The organism is Microcoleus sp. S13_B4 (genome assembly GCF_036700885.1).
In the GTDB taxonomy this organism is placed as follows: Bacteria; Cyanobacteriota; Cyanobacteriia; order Cyanobacteriales; family Microcoleaceae; genus Microcoleus.
Genome location: NZ_JAUBPU010000006.1, coordinates 123970 through 145292 on the forward strand (window position 1 = coordinate 123970; position 21323 = coordinate 145292).

General features: G+C 45.8%; 18 protein-coding genes. 13 read left to right on the forward strand and 5 right to left on the reverse strand.

Annotated features, from left to right (window positions below; translation table 11 throughout):
• The first annotated feature begins 68 nt into the window (after positions 1-68).
• The gene (gene rsmA / locus QT994_RS06135; RefSeq protein ID WP_333172555.1) at positions 69-890 is read left to right on the forward strand and encodes a 16S rRNA (adenine(1518)-N(6)/adenine(1519)-N(6))-dimethyltransferase RsmA; all 822 of its coding nucleotides are present in this window, start codon (positions 69-71) and stop codon (positions 888-890) included.
• A 124-nt stretch (positions 891-1014) separates the two neighbouring features.
• Here the strand turns inward: rsmA and QT994_RS06140 are convergent, their stop codons facing one another.
• Complete coding sequence (locus tag QT994_RS06140; protein ID WP_333049353.1) at positions 1015-2541, reverse strand: ATP-binding protein; 1527 nt, start codon at positions 2539-2541, stop codon at positions 1015-1017.
• Positions 2542-2631: 90 nt separating this feature from the next.
• On the opposite strand from QT994_RS06140, the gene ispE reads away from it, so the two are divergent.
• From ispE to metH, 5 genes are all read left to right on the forward strand, one after another.
• Positions 2632-3609 (forward strand): 4-(cytidine 5'-diphospho)-2-C-methyl-D-erythritol kinase, encoded by a 978-nt coding sequence (ispE, locus tag QT994_RS06145; RefSeq protein WP_333172558.1) that lies wholly within the window; start codon positions 2632-2634, stop codon positions 3607-3609.
• Between the two features lie 183 nt (positions 3610-3792).
• Positions 3793-4146 (forward strand): DUF3082 domain-containing protein, encoded by a 354-nt coding sequence (locus QT994_RS06150; RefSeq protein ID WP_333172560.1) that lies wholly within the window; start codon positions 3793-3795, stop codon positions 4144-4146.
• Positions 4147-4220: 74 nt separating this feature from the next.
• Positions 4221-4847: a DUF488 domain-containing protein gene (locus QT994_RS06155; RefSeq protein ID WP_333172562.1), complete on the forward strand. Its 627-nt coding sequence runs from the start codon at positions 4221-4223 to the stop codon at positions 4845-4847.
• Positions 4848-5127: 280 nt separating this feature from the next.
• The gene (locus QT994_RS06160; RefSeq protein WP_333049359.1) at positions 5128-5883 is read left to right on the forward strand and encodes a hypothetical protein; all 756 of its coding nucleotides are present in this window, start codon (positions 5128-5130) and stop codon (positions 5881-5883) included.
• Positions 5884-6279: 396 nt separating this feature from the next.
• Positions 6280-9831 carry a methionine synthase gene (gene metH / locus QT994_RS06165; protein ID WP_333172565.1) on the forward strand — a complete coding sequence of 1184 codons (3552 nt, stop codon included), beginning with the start codon at positions 6280-6282 and terminating at the stop codon, positions 9829-9831.
• A 149-nt stretch (positions 9832-9980) separates the two neighbouring features.
• Here the strand turns inward: metH and QT994_RS06170 are convergent, their stop codons facing one another.
• The gene (locus tag QT994_RS06170) at positions 9981-10604 is read right to left on the reverse strand and encodes a hypothetical protein (protein ID WP_333172569.1); all 624 of its coding nucleotides are present in this window, start codon (positions 10602-10604) and stop codon (positions 9981-9983) included.
• Between the two features lie 276 nt (positions 10605-10880).
• A complete protein-coding gene (locus tag QT994_RS06175) occupies positions 10881-11207 on the reverse strand; it encodes a YbjQ family protein (RefSeq protein ID WP_006634531.1) in 327 nt (108 codons plus the stop codon).
• A 150-nt stretch (positions 11208-11357) separates the two neighbouring features.
• On the opposite strand from QT994_RS06175, the gene QT994_RS06180 reads away from it, so the two are divergent.
• Positions 11358-12458, forward strand: a complete 1101-nt coding sequence (locus tag QT994_RS06180) for a tetratricopeptide repeat protein (protein WP_445243877.1) — start codon at positions 11358-11360, stop codon at positions 12456-12458.
• A 432-nt stretch (positions 12459-12890) separates the two neighbouring features.
• Entirely contained in the window at positions 12891-14588 is a 1698-nt protein-coding gene (crtO, locus tag QT994_RS06185) for a beta-carotene ketolase CrtO (protein WP_333046268.1), read from the forward strand.
• Positions 14589-14631: 43 nt separating this feature from the next.
• Here crtO and QT994_RS06190 read toward each other — a convergent pair whose 3' ends face one another.
• Positions 14632-14877 carry a hypothetical protein gene (locus tag QT994_RS06190; RefSeq protein ID WP_333172574.1) on the reverse strand — a complete coding sequence of 82 codons (246 nt, stop codon included), beginning with the start codon at positions 14875-14877 and terminating at the stop codon, positions 14632-14634.
• A 202-nt stretch (positions 14878-15079) separates the two neighbouring features.
• Between QT994_RS06190 and QT994_RS06195 the strand changes: the two genes are divergently transcribed.
• The 4 genes from QT994_RS06195 (at position 15080) to QT994_RS06210 (ending at position 19613) form a co-directional block, all read left to right on the forward strand.
• On the forward strand, positions 15080-16180 hold the full coding sequence (locus QT994_RS06195; protein WP_333172577.1) for a saccharopine dehydrogenase NADP-binding domain-containing protein: 1101 nt from the start codon (positions 15080-15082) through the stop codon (positions 16178-16180).
• A gap of 387 nt (positions 16181-16567) precedes the next feature.
• Positions 16568-16921, forward strand: coding sequence for a hypothetical protein (locus QT994_RS06200; protein ID WP_333172580.1), 354 nt, complete (start codon positions 16568-16570; stop codon positions 16919-16921).
• Between the two features lie 282 nt (positions 16922-17203).
• Entirely contained in the window at positions 17204-17725 is a 522-nt protein-coding gene (locus QT994_RS06205; protein WP_333046277.1) for a hypothetical protein, read from the forward strand.
• Positions 17726-18287: 562 nt separating this feature from the next.
• Positions 18288-19613 carry a hypothetical protein gene (locus tag QT994_RS06210; protein ID WP_333172643.1) on the forward strand — a complete coding sequence of 442 codons (1326 nt, stop codon included), beginning with the start codon at positions 18288-18290 and terminating at the stop codon, positions 19611-19613.
• Positions 19614-19970: 357 nt separating this feature from the next.
• Here QT994_RS06210 and QT994_RS06215 read toward each other — a convergent pair whose 3' ends face one another.
• Positions 19971-20291: a hypothetical protein gene (locus tag QT994_RS06215; RefSeq protein ID WP_333172582.1), complete on the reverse strand. Its 321-nt coding sequence runs from the start codon at positions 20289-20291 to the stop codon at positions 19971-19973.
• 112 nt (positions 20292-20403) lie between these two features.
• Here QT994_RS06215 and QT994_RS06220 point away from each other — a divergent pair, with 112 nt between their 5' ends.
• Positions 20404-21297 carry an ion channel gene (locus QT994_RS06220; protein ID WP_333172584.1) on the forward strand — a complete coding sequence of 298 codons (894 nt, stop codon included), beginning with the start codon at positions 20404-20406 and terminating at the stop codon, positions 21295-21297.
• Positions 21298-21323 lie beyond the last annotated feature (26 nt).

A 21323-nucleotide genomic window follows, 5' to 3' on the forward strand; every position in this document is an offset into this window, starting at 1 on the left:
CGTTGGTTGGAAAAAGATATTGAGCTGTGATAGAATGACAGGCTAAGATTTCTCCAAAAATTCAAAAAATGCGATCGACCAGACCCCGGAAACAGTTTGCTCAACATTGGCTCAAAAGCGAGAAAGCCTTAGATAAGATTGTGAAAGCGGCTTCTTTGGATGGCGATCGCGTCCTGGAAATTGGGCCGGGCACGGGGATTTTGACTCGGCGTTTGCTGCCTGCGGCTGAGTCTGTTGTTGCTGTGGAGATCGATCGAGATTTGTGTCTCAAGCTAGCCAAACAACTCGGCAAAACCGACAATTTTTTACTGCTGCAAGGCGACTTCTTGGAAATGGACTTAGAGGCGGAACTAACGGCTTTCCCGAAATTCCAAAATCCCAATAAAGTTGTTGCCAATATTCCTTATAATATTACCGGCCCGATTCTGCAAAAACTGCTGGGAACAATATCTGTTCCTGCGGCTAAACCCTTCGATGCGATCGTGCTCTTAGTGCAGAAAGAAGTCGCCCAAAGGCTTTACGCTAAACCGGGTTCGACAGCTTTTGGCGCGCTGTCGGTGCGGGTGCAGTATTTAGCAGAATGCGAGTTAATTTGCGATGTGCCCTCTAAAGACTTTTTTCCGCCGCCAAAAGTCGATTCCGCCGTGGTGCGGCTGCTTCCCAGACAGATAGAAACTGCGGCGGTTAATCCGCGCTATTTAGAGAATTTAGTTAAGTTGGGATTTGGTAGCAAGCGCAAGATGCTGCGAAATAATTTGAAAGGGGCTGTGGATTTAGATAAACTCGTTCATTTGTTAGAAGAGTTACAGATAAATCCTCAATCTCGCGCTGAAGATTTAAGCGTCGATCAATGGGTAAAGTTGAGCAATAATATGATGTGCGATGTTTGAAGTTCAGGATTGTGTTAGATACTAGAATTATTTAATAATTCTAGTATTTGGGTATTTGTTTTATAAGAAATGTGGGGTGTGACTACTAACATTTGAATTTAAGTTTTTGGGGATTTTTAAAGGTTTATTGCAGGCTAATCGGAATTTTAATAATAAATTCGGCACCTTGGCCCGGTGCAGAAATACACTGCAATTCGCCTTGATGTCTTACTGTGATAATTTGATAGCCGATCGATAAACCCAATCCTATGCCTTTGCCTACTGGTTTAGTGGTAAAAAATGGATTAAATAAGTGGTTCCTCACGGATTCTGTTATTTCTGGCCCGTTGTTGCTAATTCGGATTTCTACCACTTCACTGTCTAAAAGTTTAGTAGAAATTTTGATCATGCGGGGATTAGCTTCATTGGCTGCAATCGACGCGCTGTGGCAGTCCTCTTCTAAAGCATCAATAGCATTAGCGATGATATTCATAAATACTTGATTTAGCTGTCCGGGATAGCACTCTATTTTCGGTAAAGTGCCATATTCTTTGATAACTTGAATGCTCCACAAACCGGGCTTAGCATTCAATCGGCTTTGCAAAATCATCAGTGTGCTGTCAATTCCTTCATGAATGTCGGCTAATTTCCTTTCTGCTTCGTCATGGCGAGAAAAAATTCGCAGCGACTTGACAATACCGAGAATGCGCTCGGCACCATTTTTCATTGAAGTTAATATTTTTGGCAGGTCAGAAATGATAAAATCTAAATCTACAGACTCGATTGTTTCGTGAACTATAGGTAGGGGATTCGGATACTGCTCTTGATAGAGATTCACCAGTTCTAGCAAACTATTCGCATACTGGCGGGTGTGAGTAATATTGCCGTAAATAAAGTTAATCGGATTGTTGATTTCATGAGCAACCCCAGCGACCAATTGCCCCAAAGATGACATTTTTTCGCTCTGAATTAGCTTTGATTGAGCCTGCTTCAATTCAGACAAGGCTTGTTCGAGCTGTTGAGTTTGAAACGTTAACTCTGCCGTGCGTTCCTCAACTCTAATTTCTAATTCTTCTTTAGCTTGTTGTAGTGCAGCTTCTGCTAATTGGCGATCGACAATTTCAGATGCTAGGAGTCGGTTGGCGAATTCTAAATGTTGAGTTTGAGACTTTAACTCTGCCGTGCGTTCCTCAACTCGAATCTCTAATTCTTCTTTAGCTTGTTGTAGTGCAGCTTCTGCTAATTGGCGCTCAACAATTTCAGCTTCTAGGAGTTGGTTGGCGGATTCTAACTGTGCGGGACTAGGAAGTGCGAGGGCTTGAGGAATTAAGTCTACCAAAAGTATGGCTGTAGCAAATGAAATAAAGGCAGTAATTGCTTTCATTGTTCCTGAAAGCCAATAGGTAGGATGCCAAAGTGTCCAGAGTTCAAATATGTGAGTGAGGCCACAGGCGACGATAAAGGCTCCAAACAGGCCAAAGATCCAATCAAAGGGCAAATCTTGGCGTTTGGAAATAAAATAAACCAATGTAATCGGGATGGAAAAATATGCCAGTGCAATTATAGAATCTGAGGCAACGTGAAGCCAGACTAACGGGGTATGCCAGAGATAGCAGTGACCGTGAGGAATAAATGACCCGGAACTAAAAAAAGTTTTCCACATTTCCTGCATAATATTTCCTTTGAGTTGTGAGAAAATGGACTCGGACTGGTGTCAATTAATTTCAACCAGGGGTTTCTTTCACCTGCGGCTTAATCACCTATGCGTTCATATTCTCTACTAGCTTCAGCAAAAATCAATCTGTATCTGGAAATCATAGGCGATCGCCCCGACGGATATCACGAACTGGCGATGGTACTTCAAAGCATAGATTTAGCCGATCGAATTGACTTGCGCGCGATCGGTACGGACACGATTCGCGTGCGCTGCGATCACCCGCAAGTCCCTCCTGATAAGAATAACCTGGCTTACCGAGCGGCGGATTTGTTGGCGAAGCAATTCCCCGATGCTTTGGCGAAATACGGCGGAGTGGAGATTGCCATTCACAAGCAGATTCCGGTAGCGGCGGGGCTCGCGGGCGGTTCTGCAAATGCGGCTGCGGTTTTAGTGGGGATGGATTTGCTGTGGCAATTGGGACTTACTCACTCGGAGTTGCAAGAGTTGGGGGGAACTTTGGGTTCGGATGTGCCTTTTTGCATTGCTGGAGGTACGGCTTTGGCAACTGGTGGCGGGGATAAACTGTCGCCGCTGCCAGATTTAGGGGGCTTTTCTGTGGTGTTGGCAAAGTACCGCAATCTCAGTATTTCTACTGCATGGGCGTATCAAACTTATCGCCAGCAGTTCAGTAGTTCCTATTGTGCAGCGGAAGATTTGGAGTGCCGCCGGGAACGGCTGCATTCGGGCCCGATGGTGGGGGCGATCGCCCAAAAAGATCGATCGAAAATTGGTCAATTGCTGCACAACGATTTAGAAAAAGTTGCTTTACCTGTGTACCCGCAGGTGTTGCAGTTGCGGGAGGCTTTTGAGTCGGCGGGGGTTTTGGGAACGATGATGTCGGGTTCCGGACCCACGGTGTTTGCGCTGGCGGAGTCTCCAGAGCAAGCTCAGCAAATTTTGGAACGGGTTAAAAGTGATCTCGCTTCTCCCGATTTGGATTTTTGGGTAGCACAGTTTAGCAATACTGGGATTCGGATTTTGTCGGAGGGAAATGATGTAAAAGCGCCGATTCCGAGGGTGTAACTCGAAGAGGGTGCGATCCTGATCCGAGTTAAAGCTGTCTAATAGGCTATGGGTCAAGATGAATCTAACTTTTCGCAGAGTGTATGGAGATCGAAGAACTGATAAAATGTCATTCAACAGAGATTTTAGTTTTGGTGAATTAACCAAAAATCTAAAATCTAAAATCTAAAATCTAAAATCGCAATGACTGATTTAACTAATCCAAATTCTACTTCTAAACCTCTGAGTTCGGCTGGAGATGCAACCTCTGCATCTTCCACACCACCGACGATTTTGCGGTGCGTGATTGGTTCGCTGATCGCGGGCGGCTTTGCGGCGGCTTTGTACGCCCTAACTTTGTCGATCGTCCAAACTTTTGCAAATTCGCCCATTCATTCTGACAATGTGACTGCGATTAATATTGGCGCGGCTGTGCGAACTTTAGTCATGGGGATTGTGGCTTTGGGCGCGGGTGTTTTTGCTTTTGCGTCTTTGGGTTTGATGCTGCTGGCTGTGCAACTTTTGATTCAAAAGTTGGTGAAAAAACCCACAGGTTGAAGTCTACAGGTTGAAACCATCGGGCTGCAAAAACTCTCCTTGGGGCAGGCGGACTGAATAGTAAGAGCGAAGCAATGGAATTATTGACGATCGGACACTCCAATCTGAGTATTGAAGCGTTTGTTTTGCTGCTGCAACAACACGGAATTACGGCGGTTGCGGACGTGCGATCGCATCCTTTCAGCCGCTATTTACCTCATTTTAATAAATCAGAAATTAAAGCTTCTCTGTCAAATGTTGGCATTCACTATGTTTTTTTAGGCAAAGAGTTAGGCGCAAGACCAGAGGATTTAAGCTGTTACGATACTAGCGGTAAAGCTTTATACGATCGCATAGCAGCAACTCCTCTATTTTCCGCAGGAATTCAGCGCTTGCTCCAAGGCGCAGCCAATTATAAAATCAGTTTAATGTGTGCGGAAAAAGACCCGATTACTTGTCATAGGACTATTTTACTTTGCCACAAACTTAAAAAATTTAATTTACAAATTAATCACATTCTTTCAGATGGCAATTTAGAATCACACCAGCATTTAGAAGAAAGACTTTTGAGTAAGTTTAACAAAGCTCAAAAAACAAATGAGCCTATTCAGCTAAGCTTTTTTGAATTAGAACCTGATGTTAAAACTGAAAGGGTTGATTTAGAAACAGCTTATTATCGTCACGGATTGGAAATCGCTTATGTCAGCAAAAAAAACAATTAATTTATCAAATATGTCGCAGTTGGCGAGTTTTGCTAAGCCAAAATATTTAAATTCCTGCCCGCAGAACCTAATTTTTTAGGGGCGCAATGCGCCCATTACTGCTAGAATTAGCGCGCCAAACGATTTTTCGCATAAGTCCTGAACAACTCTTGACATCGCATACATTTATAAATTAGCATACAGCCCTCCGCGCCCACCCTATTTTTATAAATTTTGTTCGAGTTTTAACGTTGTTCATGCTATAATTCTGCGGGACTGTAGCAGAAAGGGGTGCTTTTTGATGAAAGCAGAATTTTATTTTGACTGTCACAAATATATTTGCAGTTTAGTTCAAGTAGATTTTGTCAAAGAATTAAAAATAAAAAATCATCAAGGTTTTGTTTTGGCTGTTAAGCAAGGACAAAAGATTGGACTTTTGGGAAAAAGTCGCCATAATGCTAAACAAGTTGATGTATCTAAGCCGCATTTTTATAATGTAATTAAAGCGGCTATGAGCGCTTTGGAATTAGAAACTAAAAATGAAGTGATATTAGAGAGAAATCGAACTCTTGCTGATGCCGAAGAAATGATTCAGCAGCAAAACCGAGAAATTCGCGTTCTCAACGAACAGATTAGAATGCTTGCGACTAAGGTTGAGGAATTGTCAAGGGAAAAGCAGCAGTTATCCATGCAGCTAGTAGACAAGGAAATCAGAGAAACTGAAATTAGTCAAGAAATTGATAACTTTCCTGCTACCGAGGAAGATTTATCGGCGGAAATTGAGCATCGGATGGGAGAAGTTGAAATTAGTAAAGAAATCGCACAATTGCCCGTTCACCCTTCTCTGTTAGCCGTGCAGTTAATCGTTAATGAACCGAATTCGGAGGAGATTGAGGAAGAGGAAGAAATCAGCGGGGGCGATGTTGAAATTGTTGATTTAGAAGTTATAGAAAAAGTAGAAGAAAATCTCCAACAAGTAGAAGTTCAAGGAGGCGAAAGTGAAATTAAGCGACTGCCTAAAAGACCTTCCAACAGAAAAATGAGAAAGAAATCTTAATGCTTTAGTTATATAGCAATCCTCGCATCATGTCTAAATTTATTACGGACTCCCAGCGGGTTAGGGGAGGGTTGGGGTGGGGTAAAAATAAACGAGTCATTTAGGACTGCTATATAACTCGTTTAATTGTGGCGATCGCACTTTCGCAAAATTCGTCAGCAGTTAAGCGAAAAAATCCCTTGCAACTCGCCGGTTTTCCCCACGCAGCCTCACCCACAACAGAATTTTGACAAGAATCCAGGGCGATCGGTAAAATTACAGGTACGATCGAACTATTGTCAGGAGCATTAAATCTTTAAGTAATTAGTCGTTTGCCAACAGTCACATAATTGTTGACAATATTGCACAATAGATAAAATTGTAAATATATAGCACCGGCGTTTTTTTTGACCGCTTATGAATAGCAAATTCCTCGATCGCCTCCACCACCCCTCGCGCCCCGTCATCGTCTTCGACGGCGCGATGGGAACCAACCTGCAAGTCCAAAACCTCACCGCAGAAGACTTTGGCGGCAAAGAATACGAAGGCTGCAACGAATATCTCGTCCACACCAAACCGGAAGCCGTCGCCAACGTGCACCGGGGATTCCTCGAAGCAGGGGCCGATGTCATCGAAACAGACACCTTTGGCGCTGCTTCCATCGTACTCGCCGAGTACGATTTGGCAGACAAAGCATATTATCTCAACAAAACTGCCGCCGAACTTGCCAAGGGTATCGCCGCCGAATTTTCCACGCCAGAAAAACCTCGATTTGTCGCAGGATCGATCGGGCCAGGCACCAAATTGCCCACATTAGGACACATCGATTTCGACACACTCACCGCCGCTTTTACCGAACAAGCAGAAGGACTTTATGACGGCGGCGTTGACTTATTTATTGTCGAAACTTGTCAAGATGTGCTGCAAATTAAATCAGCATTAAATGCTATTGAAGAAGTATTTAAGAAAAAAGGTGCGCGAATTCCGTTAATGGTATCAGTCACAATGGAAGCCACCGGCACAATGTTAGTCGGTTCCGACATCAGCGCCGCCCTAGCCATTTTGCAGCCGTACCCGATCGACATTTTAGGCCTGAACTGCGCCACCGGGCCCGATCGCATGGCCGAACACGTCAAATACCTTTCCGAACATTCGCCCTTCGTCGTTTCCTGCGTTCCCAACGCTGGTTTACCCGAAAACATCGGCGGGCACGCGCACTACAAACTCACGCCAATAGAATTAAAAATGGCCTTGATGCGCTTTGTCGAAGACTTAGGCGTGCAAGTCATTGGTGGCTGCTGCGGCACCCGCTACGATCACATCCGCGAACTATCAGAAATTGGCAAAACTCTTAAACCCAAAATCCGCGAATTTACTTGGGAACCTTCCGCCGCTTCAATTTACACCGCCCAACCCTACGAACAAGAGAATTCCTTCTTAATTGTCGGCGAAAGACTCAACGCCAGCGGTTCCAAAAAATGCCGCGATTTGCTAAACGCGGAAGACTGGGACGGTTTAGTCGCAATGGCCAGGGAACAAGTGCGAGAAGGCGCGCACATTCTCGATGTCAACGTTGATTATGTCGGCCGCGACGGCGTGCGCGACATGAAAGAATTAGTTTCCCGCGTTGTGACTAATGCAACTCTCCCTTTAATGCTGGATTCCACAGAATGGGAAAAGATGGAAGCAGGCTTAAAAGTTGCGGGCGGCAAATGTTTGCTTAATTCCACTAACTACGAAGACGGAGAACCGCGTTTTTATCAAGTTTTAGAGTTGGCGAAAAAATACGGCGCGGGCATAGTTATCGGTACAATTGACGAAGACGGGATGGCCAGAACTGCTGACCAAAAATTTGCGATCGCCCAGCGCGCATATAACGCCGCCGTCGCCTACGGAATTCCCGCCGAGGAAATCTTTTTTGACACCCTAGCTTTGCCAATTTCTACCGGGATAGAAGAAGACAGAAAAAACGGCAAGGCTACCATCGAATCCATCCGCCGCATCCGCCAAGAATTGCCAGGATGTCACGTAATTTTAGGAGTTTCTAACATTTCCTTCGGCTTGAATCCGGCGGCGCGGCAAGTTTTGAATTCCATGTTTTTGCACGAAGCAATGCAAGCCGGGATGGACTCGGCAATTGTCAGCGCTAATAAGATTTTGCCCCTCGCCAAAATCGACCCCAAACACCAAGAAATCTGCCGTAAACTCATTTACGACGAACGCGAGTTTGACGGCGAAATTTGCGTTTACGACCCCTTGGGCGACCTGACAACGGTGTTTGCGGGCAAAACTACCAAGCGCGATCGTACAGAAGACGCAAGCCTCCCGGTAGAAGAACGTCTCAAGCAGCACATCATCGACGGCGAACGCATTGGGCTCGACATCCAACTCGCCAAAGCATTAGAAACCTATCCGCCCCTCCACATTATCAATACCTTCTTGCTAGACGGCATGAAAGTAGTCGGAGAATTGTTCGGTTCGGGACAAATGCAACTGCCATTTGTATTGCAGTCAGCTGAAACCATGAAAGCCGCCGTTGCCTATTTAGAACCGTACATGGAAAAGTCCGAATCCGGGGACAACGCCAAAGGAACATTCATCATCGCTACTGTCAAAGGCGACGTTCACGATATCGGCAAAAACTTGGTTGATATTATCCTATCAAACAACGGCTACCGAGTGATTAACTTGGGTATTAAACAGTCGGTTGACAATATCATCGAAGCCTACGAAAAGCACAAAGCCGACTGTATTGCTATGAGTGGCTTGCTGGTAAAATCCACCGCATTCATGAAAGAAAATCTGGAAGTATTCAACCAGAAAGGAATCACGGTTCCGGTCATTTTGGGCGGCGCGGCTTTGACTCCCAAGTTTGTACATGAAGACTGCCAAAATACCTACAAAGGTAAAGTCGTTTACGGCAAAGATGCGTTTTCCGACTTGCACTTTATGGACAAACTCATGCCAGCAAAATCTGCTGGCAAATGGGAAGACTTGCAAGGATTTTTAGATGAAATAGGGCAGGATAATGGGGCGGTTAAAGAAGCTAAAACTTCGCCACAAACTTCTGTAGAAGATGCGAAGAAAGCAGACACTCCTGTGGTCATCGATACCAGGCGATCCGAAGCAGTGGCAGCAGATATCGATCGCCCGACTCCTCCTTTCTGGGGAACGAAACTGTTGCAGGGAGAAGACATCCCCTTTGAGGAGATTTTCTGGCACTTAGATTTGCAAGCTTTAGTTGCAGGCCAGTGGCAGTTCCGCAAGCCCAAAGACCAATCGCGGGAAGAATACGACGCTTTCTTAGCTGAGACAGTTTATCCGAAATTGGAAGAGTGGAAACACAAAATTATCACTGAGAAGCTGTTGCATCCCCAAGCCATCTACGGGTATTTTCCCTGTCAAGCTGAAGGCAATTCTTTGTATGTGTATCAGCCCGAAATCATGAATAACGGGCAAGATGTATCGACACCCGCTGCAACATTCACATTTCCCCGCCAAAAATCGGCGCGCAGGCTGTGCATTGCCGACTTCTTCGCCCCCAAAGAATCCGGTAAAATCGATGTATTTCCGATGCAAGTAGCGACAGTGGGGGAGATTGCTACAGAGTACGCGCAGAAGCTATTTGCTAACAATCAATATACCGATTATCTCTACTTTCACGGGTTAGCGGTTCAGACAGCGGAAGCAATAGCAGAATGGACTCACGCGCGGATTCGCCGGGAATTGGGATTTGGTAGCGAAGAACCGGACAACATTCGCGATATGCTGGCACAAAGATATCGCGGTTCGCGGTACAGTTTCGGCTATCCTGCTTGTCCGAATATGGCGGATCAGTACAAGCAACTGGAATTGTTAAAGTGCGATCGCATTAAGCTCTACATGGATGAAAGCGAACAACTTTATCCCGAACAATCAACAACCGCAATTATCACCTATCACCCAGCAGCCAAATACTTCAGCGCTTAATTTATAGGGTGCGCCTCGCACTTTTTTCTGTGGTTTTTCTCGTTCTTATACTTGTTCCCCGGTAGAACCGGGGAACGAGAAACCAACAAAAAAGCACCTTAAAAAAAAGTGCTTTCCTGAATATAAACTTTCCGTCTCTGACGAAACTTTTACGAGTAATTCCGGGGAGTGCGCGCGCCGGCAGATGCTCCTACCATCGCAGCAACTAAACCCAATAGTGAGCCGAACAAAAACGACCAACCAGCTTTCGCAGCATTACCAGCAAGATTGCGAGCATCCTGAGCAGATACGTTAGGTGCTCGGTTCGGCAAATTCACCCCACCCTGCTGCGCTTGATTAATTGCTTCTCCCGCATTCGCAGCTATTACGCCAAAAGTACCTGCCACGCCATTTGCTAACAGCCAAGAGCCAATTGTTAAGGTAGTTGCCCACAAAATTGCTCCATTTAAAAGTGCTGTGTTGCGGTTCATCGGGCCGCAAGCCCGAGCAGTTACCCAACCGCCCACGGCCAAGCTAATTAACAAACTGATAATTGACCAAATTCCGACGCCGGCACCCACGTCCCCTGAAATACTGCGCGGAGCTCCTGAATTAGCAATGTTGCTTAAGCCGATCGCAGCACCCAATGCACTTAACACCAGTTGTGTGCCGATCGCAATTACCAAACCCGAAAAAATCGGGCCCCAACGTACTCGATCGTGGTATTCCATGACTGAATTCACAACCACGGGTTCGGTACCAACGTTATCTACAGGTCTATTTACGTATGACATAGGTTTTTCTTTCCTCTTAGATTTGCTTTAATTTTTAACAATCTTTCACCTAAGCATTGATTGTGGCTGAGATTGATAAAAACTATATCTGCCTGGGGAAATAACCAGTCTCTATGTCTGAAGAAAGAAACCAAAAAGTCATCCGCCCCCAGCCACCCGCTATTAGCTAATCAGTGATAACTGATGACTGATGAGTGATGACTGATGACTTTTTTATCCCGTTAGAAAAGTTGGGGGACGTATACAGGAAATGCGGATGTATACAGGAAAGACAGCTTAACGCAATCTTACAGCCGTTCCAACGGCAGTAATCAGCAGCAAAGCCCCGTTCGAGTCTACATTAATCGTGCCGGTGTCAACTTCCACCCCGATTACGGCATTGGCGCCCAGGCGCTGCGCCCGTTTTTCCAGTTCTGCGAGGGCATCTCGCTGTCCTTTGAGAAAAACTTCCTCGTAACTGCCGGTGCGCCCGCCGATGATGTCGCGAATGCCCGCGAAGAAATCTCGCAGGGCGTTGGTTCCGTAAACCACCTCAGCAGTTACAATTCCCAGGTAAGATTGAATTTCTGCTCCTTGGATGATATCAGTTGTTGTTACAATCATCAGTTGGCCTCAATCGCGAAAATTTTGAGTGGGTCTTGTTCTGTAGATTTACTACATCTCGCCGCTCAAAAATTCCTGGTAAACCCTAAGCTGTCAGCTTAACAAGGTGACAGCAACTCGCTCTTTCATTCCACACACTCTTTGAAACAAATAGCCGTGTATAAACAAAGTCTCTTGGTATTCAGTACGTTGCTAGTAGCAGGCTTCGCTGTCGCAGTGCCGCAGATAGCGCTCTCAGCAGAAACGTCAGTTGAAGTCAAACCTCAAAATAATTCAAATGTAGATGCTTTGCTGCGCCAAGGGCGCGAGTTGGTAGATTTAGGAGACTACAGTAAGGCGATCGCCATTTATCAGGAAGCGGCGCGTTTAGATACAGAAAATCCCCGCATTTTTTCTGGTATTGGCTATTTAGAAGCACGTCAAGGCAACTATCAAGCCTCAGTGGAATTTTACCAACAAGCGATCGGTCTCGAACCGAAGAATGCTGACTTCCAATACGCATTAGGATATGCAATGGCGAATTTGCAAAACTATCCCGCAGCAGCCACAGCTTACCGCCGCGCAGCCCAACTCGATCGCAAAAATGTCAATGCCCGCATCGGTCTGGGAGTGGTACTTTTTCAGCAAAAAGATTACAGCGGTGCTTTTAAAGCATACCAAGAGGCGATCGCCCTCGACCAGAAAAATTGGCAAGCTTATTCTTCAATGGGTTTAGTATTGATCCAGCAGGGAAGTTTTGCCAGTGCTGTCACCGTGCTCCAACAAGCAGCCGAACTCGCTCCCAAACAAGCCGGTGTCCAGTTAAAATTAGGTACTGCTTTGCTGCGTGCCGGCTATACTTCCGAAGGGCTAGCAGCTTTTGAAGAAGCAGCAAAACTAGAGCCTCGGAATCCAGAAGTGCAGTTACAAATTGGCGAAGTTCTCAAGGGTCAAAACGACTTAGACGGAGCGATGGCCGCTTATCAGCGGGCTATTGCGGTGCGACCAAATTTAGTGGAAGCACACGCAGGAATCGGGGAAATTCAACTAGAAAAACAAGATTTTTTAGGAGCAATTACCACTTTTGGGCGAGTGATTAAGCTCGATCCAAATAGGGCCGAAGCTTATTACAATATGGGTACGGCACTCAAAGCGCGCGATCGCAAATCCGAAGCAATTGAAGCTTTTCAACAAGCCCTTGATACTTACCGCCAGCAAGGCAACAATGATGGTGTACAAAAAGCTGAGGCGGCGCTCAAGCAACTAAAGTAATATCTCTTAATGGACTAATTGGTAATGGACTAGCAGTTTTGAGTGTGGAGTAAGTAATTTTCCTAGGGCTTAACTCCTTCCACTCGCCGTGTTGCAAGGAAAAAAGCAATCTCAAAACTGTTTCTCTTCCCTATTTCCTATGCCCCCTTTCCTGTTCCTTCTTCCTTCTTACTTCGTTTGCTTAACTTTTTAATTGAAGGCAGATAAATGTGGCTAAATAGAGTACAATATTGGCGCGATTTTATAACGGCGGTCAGTCTGTAAGTTTAAGAATAAATAAGGGCGATTGCACAACAGCATTTTGTCAAAGCTCCATCTTTTGTAATATGCTAAAACGGCTTAGTGACAATGAATCTATTTCTATTGGTAGAGACAGCCAAGTTGTTAACATTTGTAAAATAAGCAAAATATCCACTCCCTAGAACTTCATTTATGCAAACGTATGATGTCATTATCATAGGCGCAGGTCACAACGGACTCGTCTGTGCGTCTTATCTGCTGAAAGCTGGATATACTGTCCTCTTGTTAGAAAAACGTTCAGTTCCCGGCGGCGCGGCAACTACCGAAGCTGCCATTCCCGAATTGCCGGATTTTAAATTCAATCTTTGTGCGATCGACCATGAATTTATCCATTTAGGGCCAGTTGTAGAAGAATTAGAGCTGGAAAAATACGGTTTAGAATATCTTTTCTGCGATCCAGTGGCCTTTTGTCCGCATCCCGATGGCAAATATTTCTTAGCGCACAAATCCGTAGAAAAAACTTGTGCTGAAATTGCCCGCTACAACGAGCGCGATGCTAAAAAATATGCCGAATATACAGACTTTTGGCAGCGGGCTTTAGGTGCAATGGTTCCGATGTTTAATGCGCCACCAAAATCCATCATAGATATTCTGGGCAACTACGATATTTCAAAGATCAAAGATTTATTGTCAGTCATCGGTTCCCCCGACAAAACGCTGGACTTTATTCGCACGATGCTCACCAGCGCTGAAGACCTTCTCAACGAGTGGTTTGACGAGGAATTTATCAAAGCACCGCTAGCAAGATTAGCCGCAGAACTCGGCGCGCCTCCTTCGCAAAAAACCCTGGCTGTAGGCGCAATTATGCTGGCAATGAGGCACAATCCCGGCATGGCAAGACCGCGCGGCGGGACAGGTGCATTAGTGCAAGCGCTGCTCAATCTAGTGAAAAGTTACTCGGGTGTGGTACTTACCGATCAGCACGTCGAAAAAATATTAGTTGATGACGGTCGCGCTGTGGGAGTTCGAGTGGCCGGCGGCACGGAATACCGCGCTACAAAAGGTGTCATTTCTAATATTGATGCTAAGCGCTTGTTTCTGCATTTAATGGATGATAGCGATGTCGATGCTGCCGACCCGGATTTGCGGGAAAGATTGGAGCGCAAAATTGTTAACAACAACGAGACTATTCTCAAAATAGACTTAGCCCTCAATGAAATGCCCAAGTTCGATCGCTGGAATCATCGAGACGAATATTTAATGGGGTCGGTTTTAATTGCAGACTCGGTGAGACACGTTGAAATTTCTCACAGCGACCCTTCAATCGGCAGAATCCCCGACTCTGACCCATCGATGTATGTAGTGTTTCCGACGGTACGAGACCCGTCAATGGCTCCCCCCGGACATCATACAGCTTGGATTGAATTTTTTGCTCCTTACATGATCGAAAATGCTGAAGGAACCGGCCAGCACGGTACGGGCTGGACGGATGAGCTGAAAAACAAAGTTGCCGATCGCTGTATTGACAAATTGGCAGAATATGCACCGAATATCAAGAAGTCAATTATCGGCCGCCGCGTGGAAAGTCCGGCGGAATTGGGAGAACGTTTGGGGGCGTTGAAGGGGAATTATTATCACGTTGATATGACGCTGGATCAGATGATCTTTTTCCGTCCTTTGCCGGAGTTAGCTAATTACAAAACGCCGATAGACGGTTTGTTTCTGACGGGGGCGGGAACGCATCCGGGCGGCTCGATTTCGGGGATGCCGGGACGCAATACCGCTCGCGTTTTCATGCACTCGCAGCAGCCGATCGCCCAGACTTTCGCAGATGCGGCTAATACTCTGAAAGCGAAGGGTAAGTCGATATTTCGCAGTAATGAGAAGTAAGATTTTTAGTAAGCGCAGATGAACGCAAATAAACGCAGATGAATCACATCTGCGTTTGTTTGTATTGATTTATCAGTGCGCGAGTGCGATACTTTTTTCCGGTTGATTCCCTGTGAAAGTAAAACGGCGGGCGATCGCCCTCCATACCTTTTCTAAATCTTGTGCATTTTTCGCGATCGGGGGCGGCGGTTCCCATTCCATCAAAGCTGTTAAAATATTTTTGCATCAGATAGCATATTCCATCGATAAAATTCTCAATATTAGAAGAACAAGTTAACGCTGAAGGCATTTTTTAACTTAGCTTCGCAGCCAAAACTCTAATTTCGCAGAACAGGCAACTCCCTGGTAGAAGTCGCTCCCCATCTGCAGATGCTGGCCGATCGCCGCCGATCCCCCAGCATCTCGCATTCTCCTCAATTCATACTTTATGCGGATGAAAACGCCGGCCCCAAGTTGAGAAACTGAGAAGTGGCGTTACCCTTTTTTTAGCGATGGCAAATCGAGTTTTGATTGTCGGTGGGCGGGGGCGAATTGGCAGCAGCGTGGCCCAAGACCTTGTTACCCATACCGATGCAGAAATTACTATTACCGGACGCAACCCTGAAGGCTCTATTACGCCGGAATTGCCACCGGATCGGGTGCAGTATATAGCTTTAGATTTAGCAGACAGTGCAGCCATGCACGAAGCGGTTTCATCCTCTAACCTCGTCGTTCACTGTGCCGGGCCTTTTCACTACCGAGACGCTAGTGTATTGAAAACTTGCATAGAAGCAGGTGTTAATTATACTGATGTCAGCGACAGCCGCATTTTTACTCGCCGAGCTTTAGAATTGCGTGAAACTGCTAAAAATGCTGGAATTACTGCTATTATTAATACGGGGATTTTTCCCGGTGTGTCTAATAGCATGGTGCGCCGAGATGTGGAACAATTAGATGAGCCAGAACACATCCATTTGAGTTATGTAGTCGGAGGTTCAGGTGGCGCTGGTGTTACAGTAATGAGAACCACTTTTTTAGGTTTGCAAACCCCTTTTGAGGTTTGGGAAGAGCGCAAGTGGCACCAAGTAAAACCCTACAGCGATCGCGAAACAATTGAATTTCCCGCACCCTACGGTAAAACAGGGGTTTACTGGTTCGATATGCCGGAAGCAATTACTTTGCCCGAAACTTTCCCCGTCAAATCAGTTGTGACTAAATTCGGTACGTCTCCCGACCTTTACAATCACCTTACCTGGTTTGTTGCCAAGTATTGGCCTGCTAGCTGGCTCAAAAATAACTCCGTGATTGAATTTCTCTCCTACGTCAGTTATGGGATGACCAGTGTTACTAATAGTTTTAGTGGGGTTGGTGTGGCAGTACGATCGCAAGTGACCGGTCTAAAAAACGGTCAACCCGCTAAAGTTTGCTCGACAGCGGTACACCCAAATGCTGCCACCGCTACTGGCATCGGTACTGGCAGCATAGCTCAATTAATGTTAGAAGGAAAACTGGAAAGACCCGGCGTTTGGTCGGTCGAACAAGCTCTTTCTACTGAGCTATTTGAACAAGCTATGCAGAACCGCAACCTCGACATAGAGCAGGTTTTTTTGTAGTTACTTAGGTTATTTATAGCATTTTAAAATGTTGGGAAATGGGATTTTCTCCCGAACTGCGAAGACGCGAAAGACGCGCCAAAAGAGAAGAGTGAGGGGCTTCGTAATTGATGGGAAAACCCCTAGATAGGGTTCCTCGCAGGAATTGCGATCGCCCCTCATAGGAGATGAGTTCCGCTTGTCTAACTAATCTATCTTTTGGTAGAAGTAATTGTAACAAGCAGGCGCTTAAGATATTGGACATCATCGGAAACATCCCTTTTCGCTCGCTCTAGATGCGGTAGCTGCGACAAAGATTGCGCTTGAACCAAGGTTGTCAATGTGCGATCGCAGTGAAGGGGCGACAAACACCATAATTTTTGCGGAAAAATACGAGGAGAAGTTGATATGAAGCGGGTTTTAAAAGCTCTCGGACAAACATTGATTCAAAGCATTTTGCTGGTCTGTACGCTGGCTTTCATTAGTATGGTAGGTCTAGCGGTAGTACCCAGTCAGGGTGCTTACGCAGGTCAAGACAGGACTCAGGCGCCACCGGAAGCTAAAATTACTGACCCCGCAGAAAGTTTCGAGGATCTCAATCCCCAAGCAGCTTACGAAGATATAGTCAAAACTGCTCAAAATCCTGCCAAGGTCGAGAAAGTTTACGACGAAAGCTTAAAAGAGTACAAGGGAGAACACCCGCAAGAAGGCATAGTTCAAAAAGCTGAAGAGTTTATCGAAAAGGTCAGCGGCAACGACTAAATCTACAAATTTATATCTAACCCAAGTTTCTGGTCAATTCTGAGTTTCCCTGAATAAACCATTGACCATAGCTCAGGACTCACTTGAACCTAACGCGGTAAGGTTTCATTGCCCACCTTACCGCGTTTGAGTTAGGGTGTAAAACCGCTTTGTACGTTCAAAACGGTTTTGTCCTTCCCCTTTTTTTTAAGTAGCAGGTTCATCCTTAAGGCAGATGAATAGATATGAATTTAAAAGGTAGATTTAATAATAGTTACAGTTAGATAAAAGGAAAAAAATATCATGAGCGATGAGAAAAAAACGGTACATGAACCTGATGCTAACCTCGACCCGCTTTCGGGGGAAACAGGGGCTCATCCAGTGGGAACGGGTATAGGTGCGGCGAGTGCGGGTGCTGCGGGTGCTGCGATCGGCGGTGCAATTGGCGGGCCAGTGGGAGCAGTTGTGGGCGCTGTTGTGGGTGCGTTTAGTGGCGGTTTGGCCGGCAAAGGTGTCGCCGAGGCGATCGACCCCACGGTAGAAGATGCTTACTGGCAAAGCAATTACACTTCCCGTCCTTACGCGGACACGAGCGCCACTTACGAAGACTATCAGCCTGCATACCGCACCGGCTATGAGGGATACAGCCGCTATGGCGCTACTGGTAAGCAATTCCACGAGATCGAACCGGATTTGCAGCGCGACTACGAAACAAATCGCGGTAAGTCTAATGTGACTTGGGACAAAGCGAAGCATGCCACGCGCGACGCTTGGGATCGGGTGGAACGCGCTGTTCCTGGCGACATTAACAAAGACGGTCGCTAAGGGCTGATCGCAAGTATTTTTCAGTCTAGGACGCACATAAACTCGATCGTTCCGGGTTTTTTACTCGGGTTCGGGAAGGCCGCGAAGTGTTTTGATAAAAAAATCCGGTTGGTGCGTCTTGGACTGTTGTTGATATGTGGCCATGTTTTTAACGCAAGTTTAGCGAAGTTTTTGGGGATTTCTAGCCCCTCTCTACATCGGAGAGGGGTATTTTTAGGCTAACTTGAAATCGCATTTTTCAGCAAGATTTTTCCTTCACAGCAGTGTTCGCTGTGAGACATCGAACCGAGATATATGGGCTTTGCTGTGCGGGACGCTCGCAGGTTCTAAAAAACGCTTGTTACACAATCGGGATGCTTCAGTTTGAGTATTAGCATTTTTTTTTGACTATTAGCCTTAAAATTAAACTAATTCAGGACTGAGGCATCGATCGCATATTTTTGTCATTGTTCGCGATGCACATTAGCAATCGCAGCCGCAGCTTGAAAGCGTTCGTGGCCTCAAATCCGATAATTGTTAATCTAAATCCTCTGATTCAAAATTGGTATAAATTGTGAATGAAATGTTGGAAACAGCTTGGACACTCAAGCAAAATTTAATTGACTTTGTGCTGGATGCTGAGGGAGAGTTGGCCGTAGCTTTGGAAGCTTATGCTGCAGCTCGATCGAGCGGTGAGCGCTATGATATTGCTCAGCAAAATCAAGTGATTGACAGTTTTACAGTCGAAGGCAAAGTTGGAGACAAAACGCCGATCGACTTTTTTGTCGAAAGTCAGCCGGATTTAACCGAGAGCGATCGCAGCTTGCTAGAAAGTTGGCAGCACAGAAGCTTCACCGGCTTATTTGAAATCACTCAACTTTCCCCCGACAGGTTTGAACTGATGAACTGGCTGACGGCTAAGCACTACGTTGTCAAGCCAAACAGCGCTAATTTCCTGCAAGAAATGTCTCGCTTTAAGTTAGGAGAAATCTTGCGAGCCCGGATTGCTCCTCTCACCGATGACTGGTGGATACTCTCGGGCCCTCCCATAGCGATGGGGAAATTGGGCAAGCCGAAGTTGGCGGTGGCGATCGGCAATTTCAAGCAAAATCACAAAAAGAACCTGTACAGCGATGCCCCGGAATTGTTAGAGCAAGCTTGGGAGTCGGTAGAACAGTACCACGAAGATTTTATTGAATTTTTTGGCAGTGATGAAGTGACGCTATCGGGATATCACCTGAATAAACAGTTGGCTGAATTTCAGGAAGTAATCACTAAAAAACGCCTAGCTGATATCGGCATTGATGAAAGTAAATCTCTCGCGGATATCGTTGAAGATGCGGGAGTCGATGCAGAAGAAATTAAAGCAGCAGCTATAGCCGCAGCCGGTGCTGAGCTTTCTTCCGTTGAGGTCGCGAGCGATAGCGATCCTCACTCAAAAATGGTAATGCCGAAAGTCGAATTGCCCGATCGCTTCAAGAAAGCCGAACAGGTGACAGCACTTTCTCATCCTCGCTGGGGACAAACCTTTTTGTCTACTTACGCTCAATTTACTGCACTGCTAGCAGCCGAAGACTTTTCAACCGTTCCCGGTTACGAGAAGCTGGTACGTAACTATCTAGAAGATACTGCAATTAATGCCTGGATTTGGAAACGGTTAGCTAAAGTTAATCCAGCGAAATTAGAACAACTTTTGCAAACTGTATTGCAGCGGAATAATTTTCAGCTCGATCGCGATTTAGATGCCCTGCTGCAAGAGTTTAAAAAACCTTTAGAACCCGAACTCCCGGAAATTGCCAGCGTTCCCCTGCACCTGCACAACTTATTTCAGGAAGCTTTAGGCGAAGTTAATAAGTCAAAGTCCAAACCGCAGGAGAAAAAGAAAAGCTCTAAAGGCTTTAAATCCTGAGCAACCGATTTCGTGACATACCCCTACACGCTTTGCTATCGCATACAGTGTAGGCGGCTCACTAACTCCACCTCATGCTATGTGCTAACCCGCCCGCTTCGCCAACCGATAATCGTTGAGATTGCGGCAGTCAAAGGAAGGCAGGAACAGAAGGGCAATTTTAAGTACGAGTGCGATCGATCGCAGCCATTTTGGGCGCGTTAGCCTGCATCCCTCAGATAATGAACAATTAAACAAGCTCCCAGCTAGCAGTTATTTTGTGTCTGCTAATATAACTCAAATAGCTTTGCAGTCAGGACTTTAGTTTTTTTTCACCGCGATCGAAAGAACTGAAGTCCCCACTACAAACACTTTTTTTTAATCTTCAACTCGTCGGACAGCCATGCGTTGTAGCGGCAGGCTGAGTATGCTAGAAGCAGTCAACAAGTAAGAAAGAACAGTAGTCAGCTTCAAACTGAGCAATAACCAGCTTTCCTCTGGTAGGTGAAGTTTCAGCCCGAAAACAGAGATACAGTAGACTATCCAGTAAGTAAAGCTCATCTTGATTAGGATTTCTTCGCTCAAAGTGTGATCGTCCGTAGGTGGCGAGTTGCGATTATCGCCCAGCAGGACTAGACCCGCAATAGAAGCCACAAAAGAAACCATAACGAGATAGTCATGCCAGTTAAGCTCAACCATTTCTAAACTCCCGTTTTATCTGAATTTTTGGAATCAGACATCAGTCTAAAGGATAAGTTTTCCCACTCAAAGCAATAGTTACAAATTGAAACAGCCGCAGTTACAAATCGCAATGAAAATCAACCGCAACCGCCAGCCACAGGCTCGTTTAGTTAGTCGAAAAGGACAATTGAGCTTAAATATTGTCAAGTTGGGAGTACCTCGCCTGCATTTTGCCGACCTCTACCACAGGCTGTTAGCTCTTTCTTGGCCTCAATTTTTCATGCTTATTTGTCTCTCGTATGTAATCACGAATTCTTTATTTGCCTTAGCTTACTTGGCGGGAGGAGATTGCATTGCTAATGCACGGCCTGGTTCTTTCAAAGATGCCTTTTATTTCAGCGTGCAAACAATGGCGACAATCGGCTACGGCGCCATGTATCCGCGCACGGATTACGCTAATACTATAGTCGCGATCCAGGCGCTTTTTGGTTTGTGGGGAGTCGCGATGATTACGGGACTGGCTTTTTCGAGATTTTCTCGACCAACAGCGAGAGTTATCTTCAGCCGCGTAGCTGTAATCGCTCCCTTCAACGGCGTTCCAACTCTGATGTACCGCACAGGAAATCAGCGATTCAACCAAATTTTAGAAGCGCAGCAGCGAGCTACTTTGATCCGCGACGAGGTAACAGCGGAAGGAGAATATATGCGACGTTTTTACGATTTGCAATTGGTGCGGAGTCACTCTCCGATTTTTGCCTTAACTTGGACGGTTATGCACGCAATTGATGAGAGCAGTCCTTTGTACCAACTTACTGCCCAAGACTTGATGGAACAGCAAGCGGAAATTGTAATTACGTTAACAGGAATAGACGAAACAGTTTCGCAAAATATTCACGCGCGACATTCTTTTGTAGCCTCTGAAATCATGTGGAATATGCGGTTTGTAGATATTCTTTTGAAATCGGCGACGGGAGGGCGGGTGGTTGATTATACTCAGTTTCACGATGTGAAGCCTGTGGAATGAAAGTTTTGATTTAGCCAGTGCTAGAA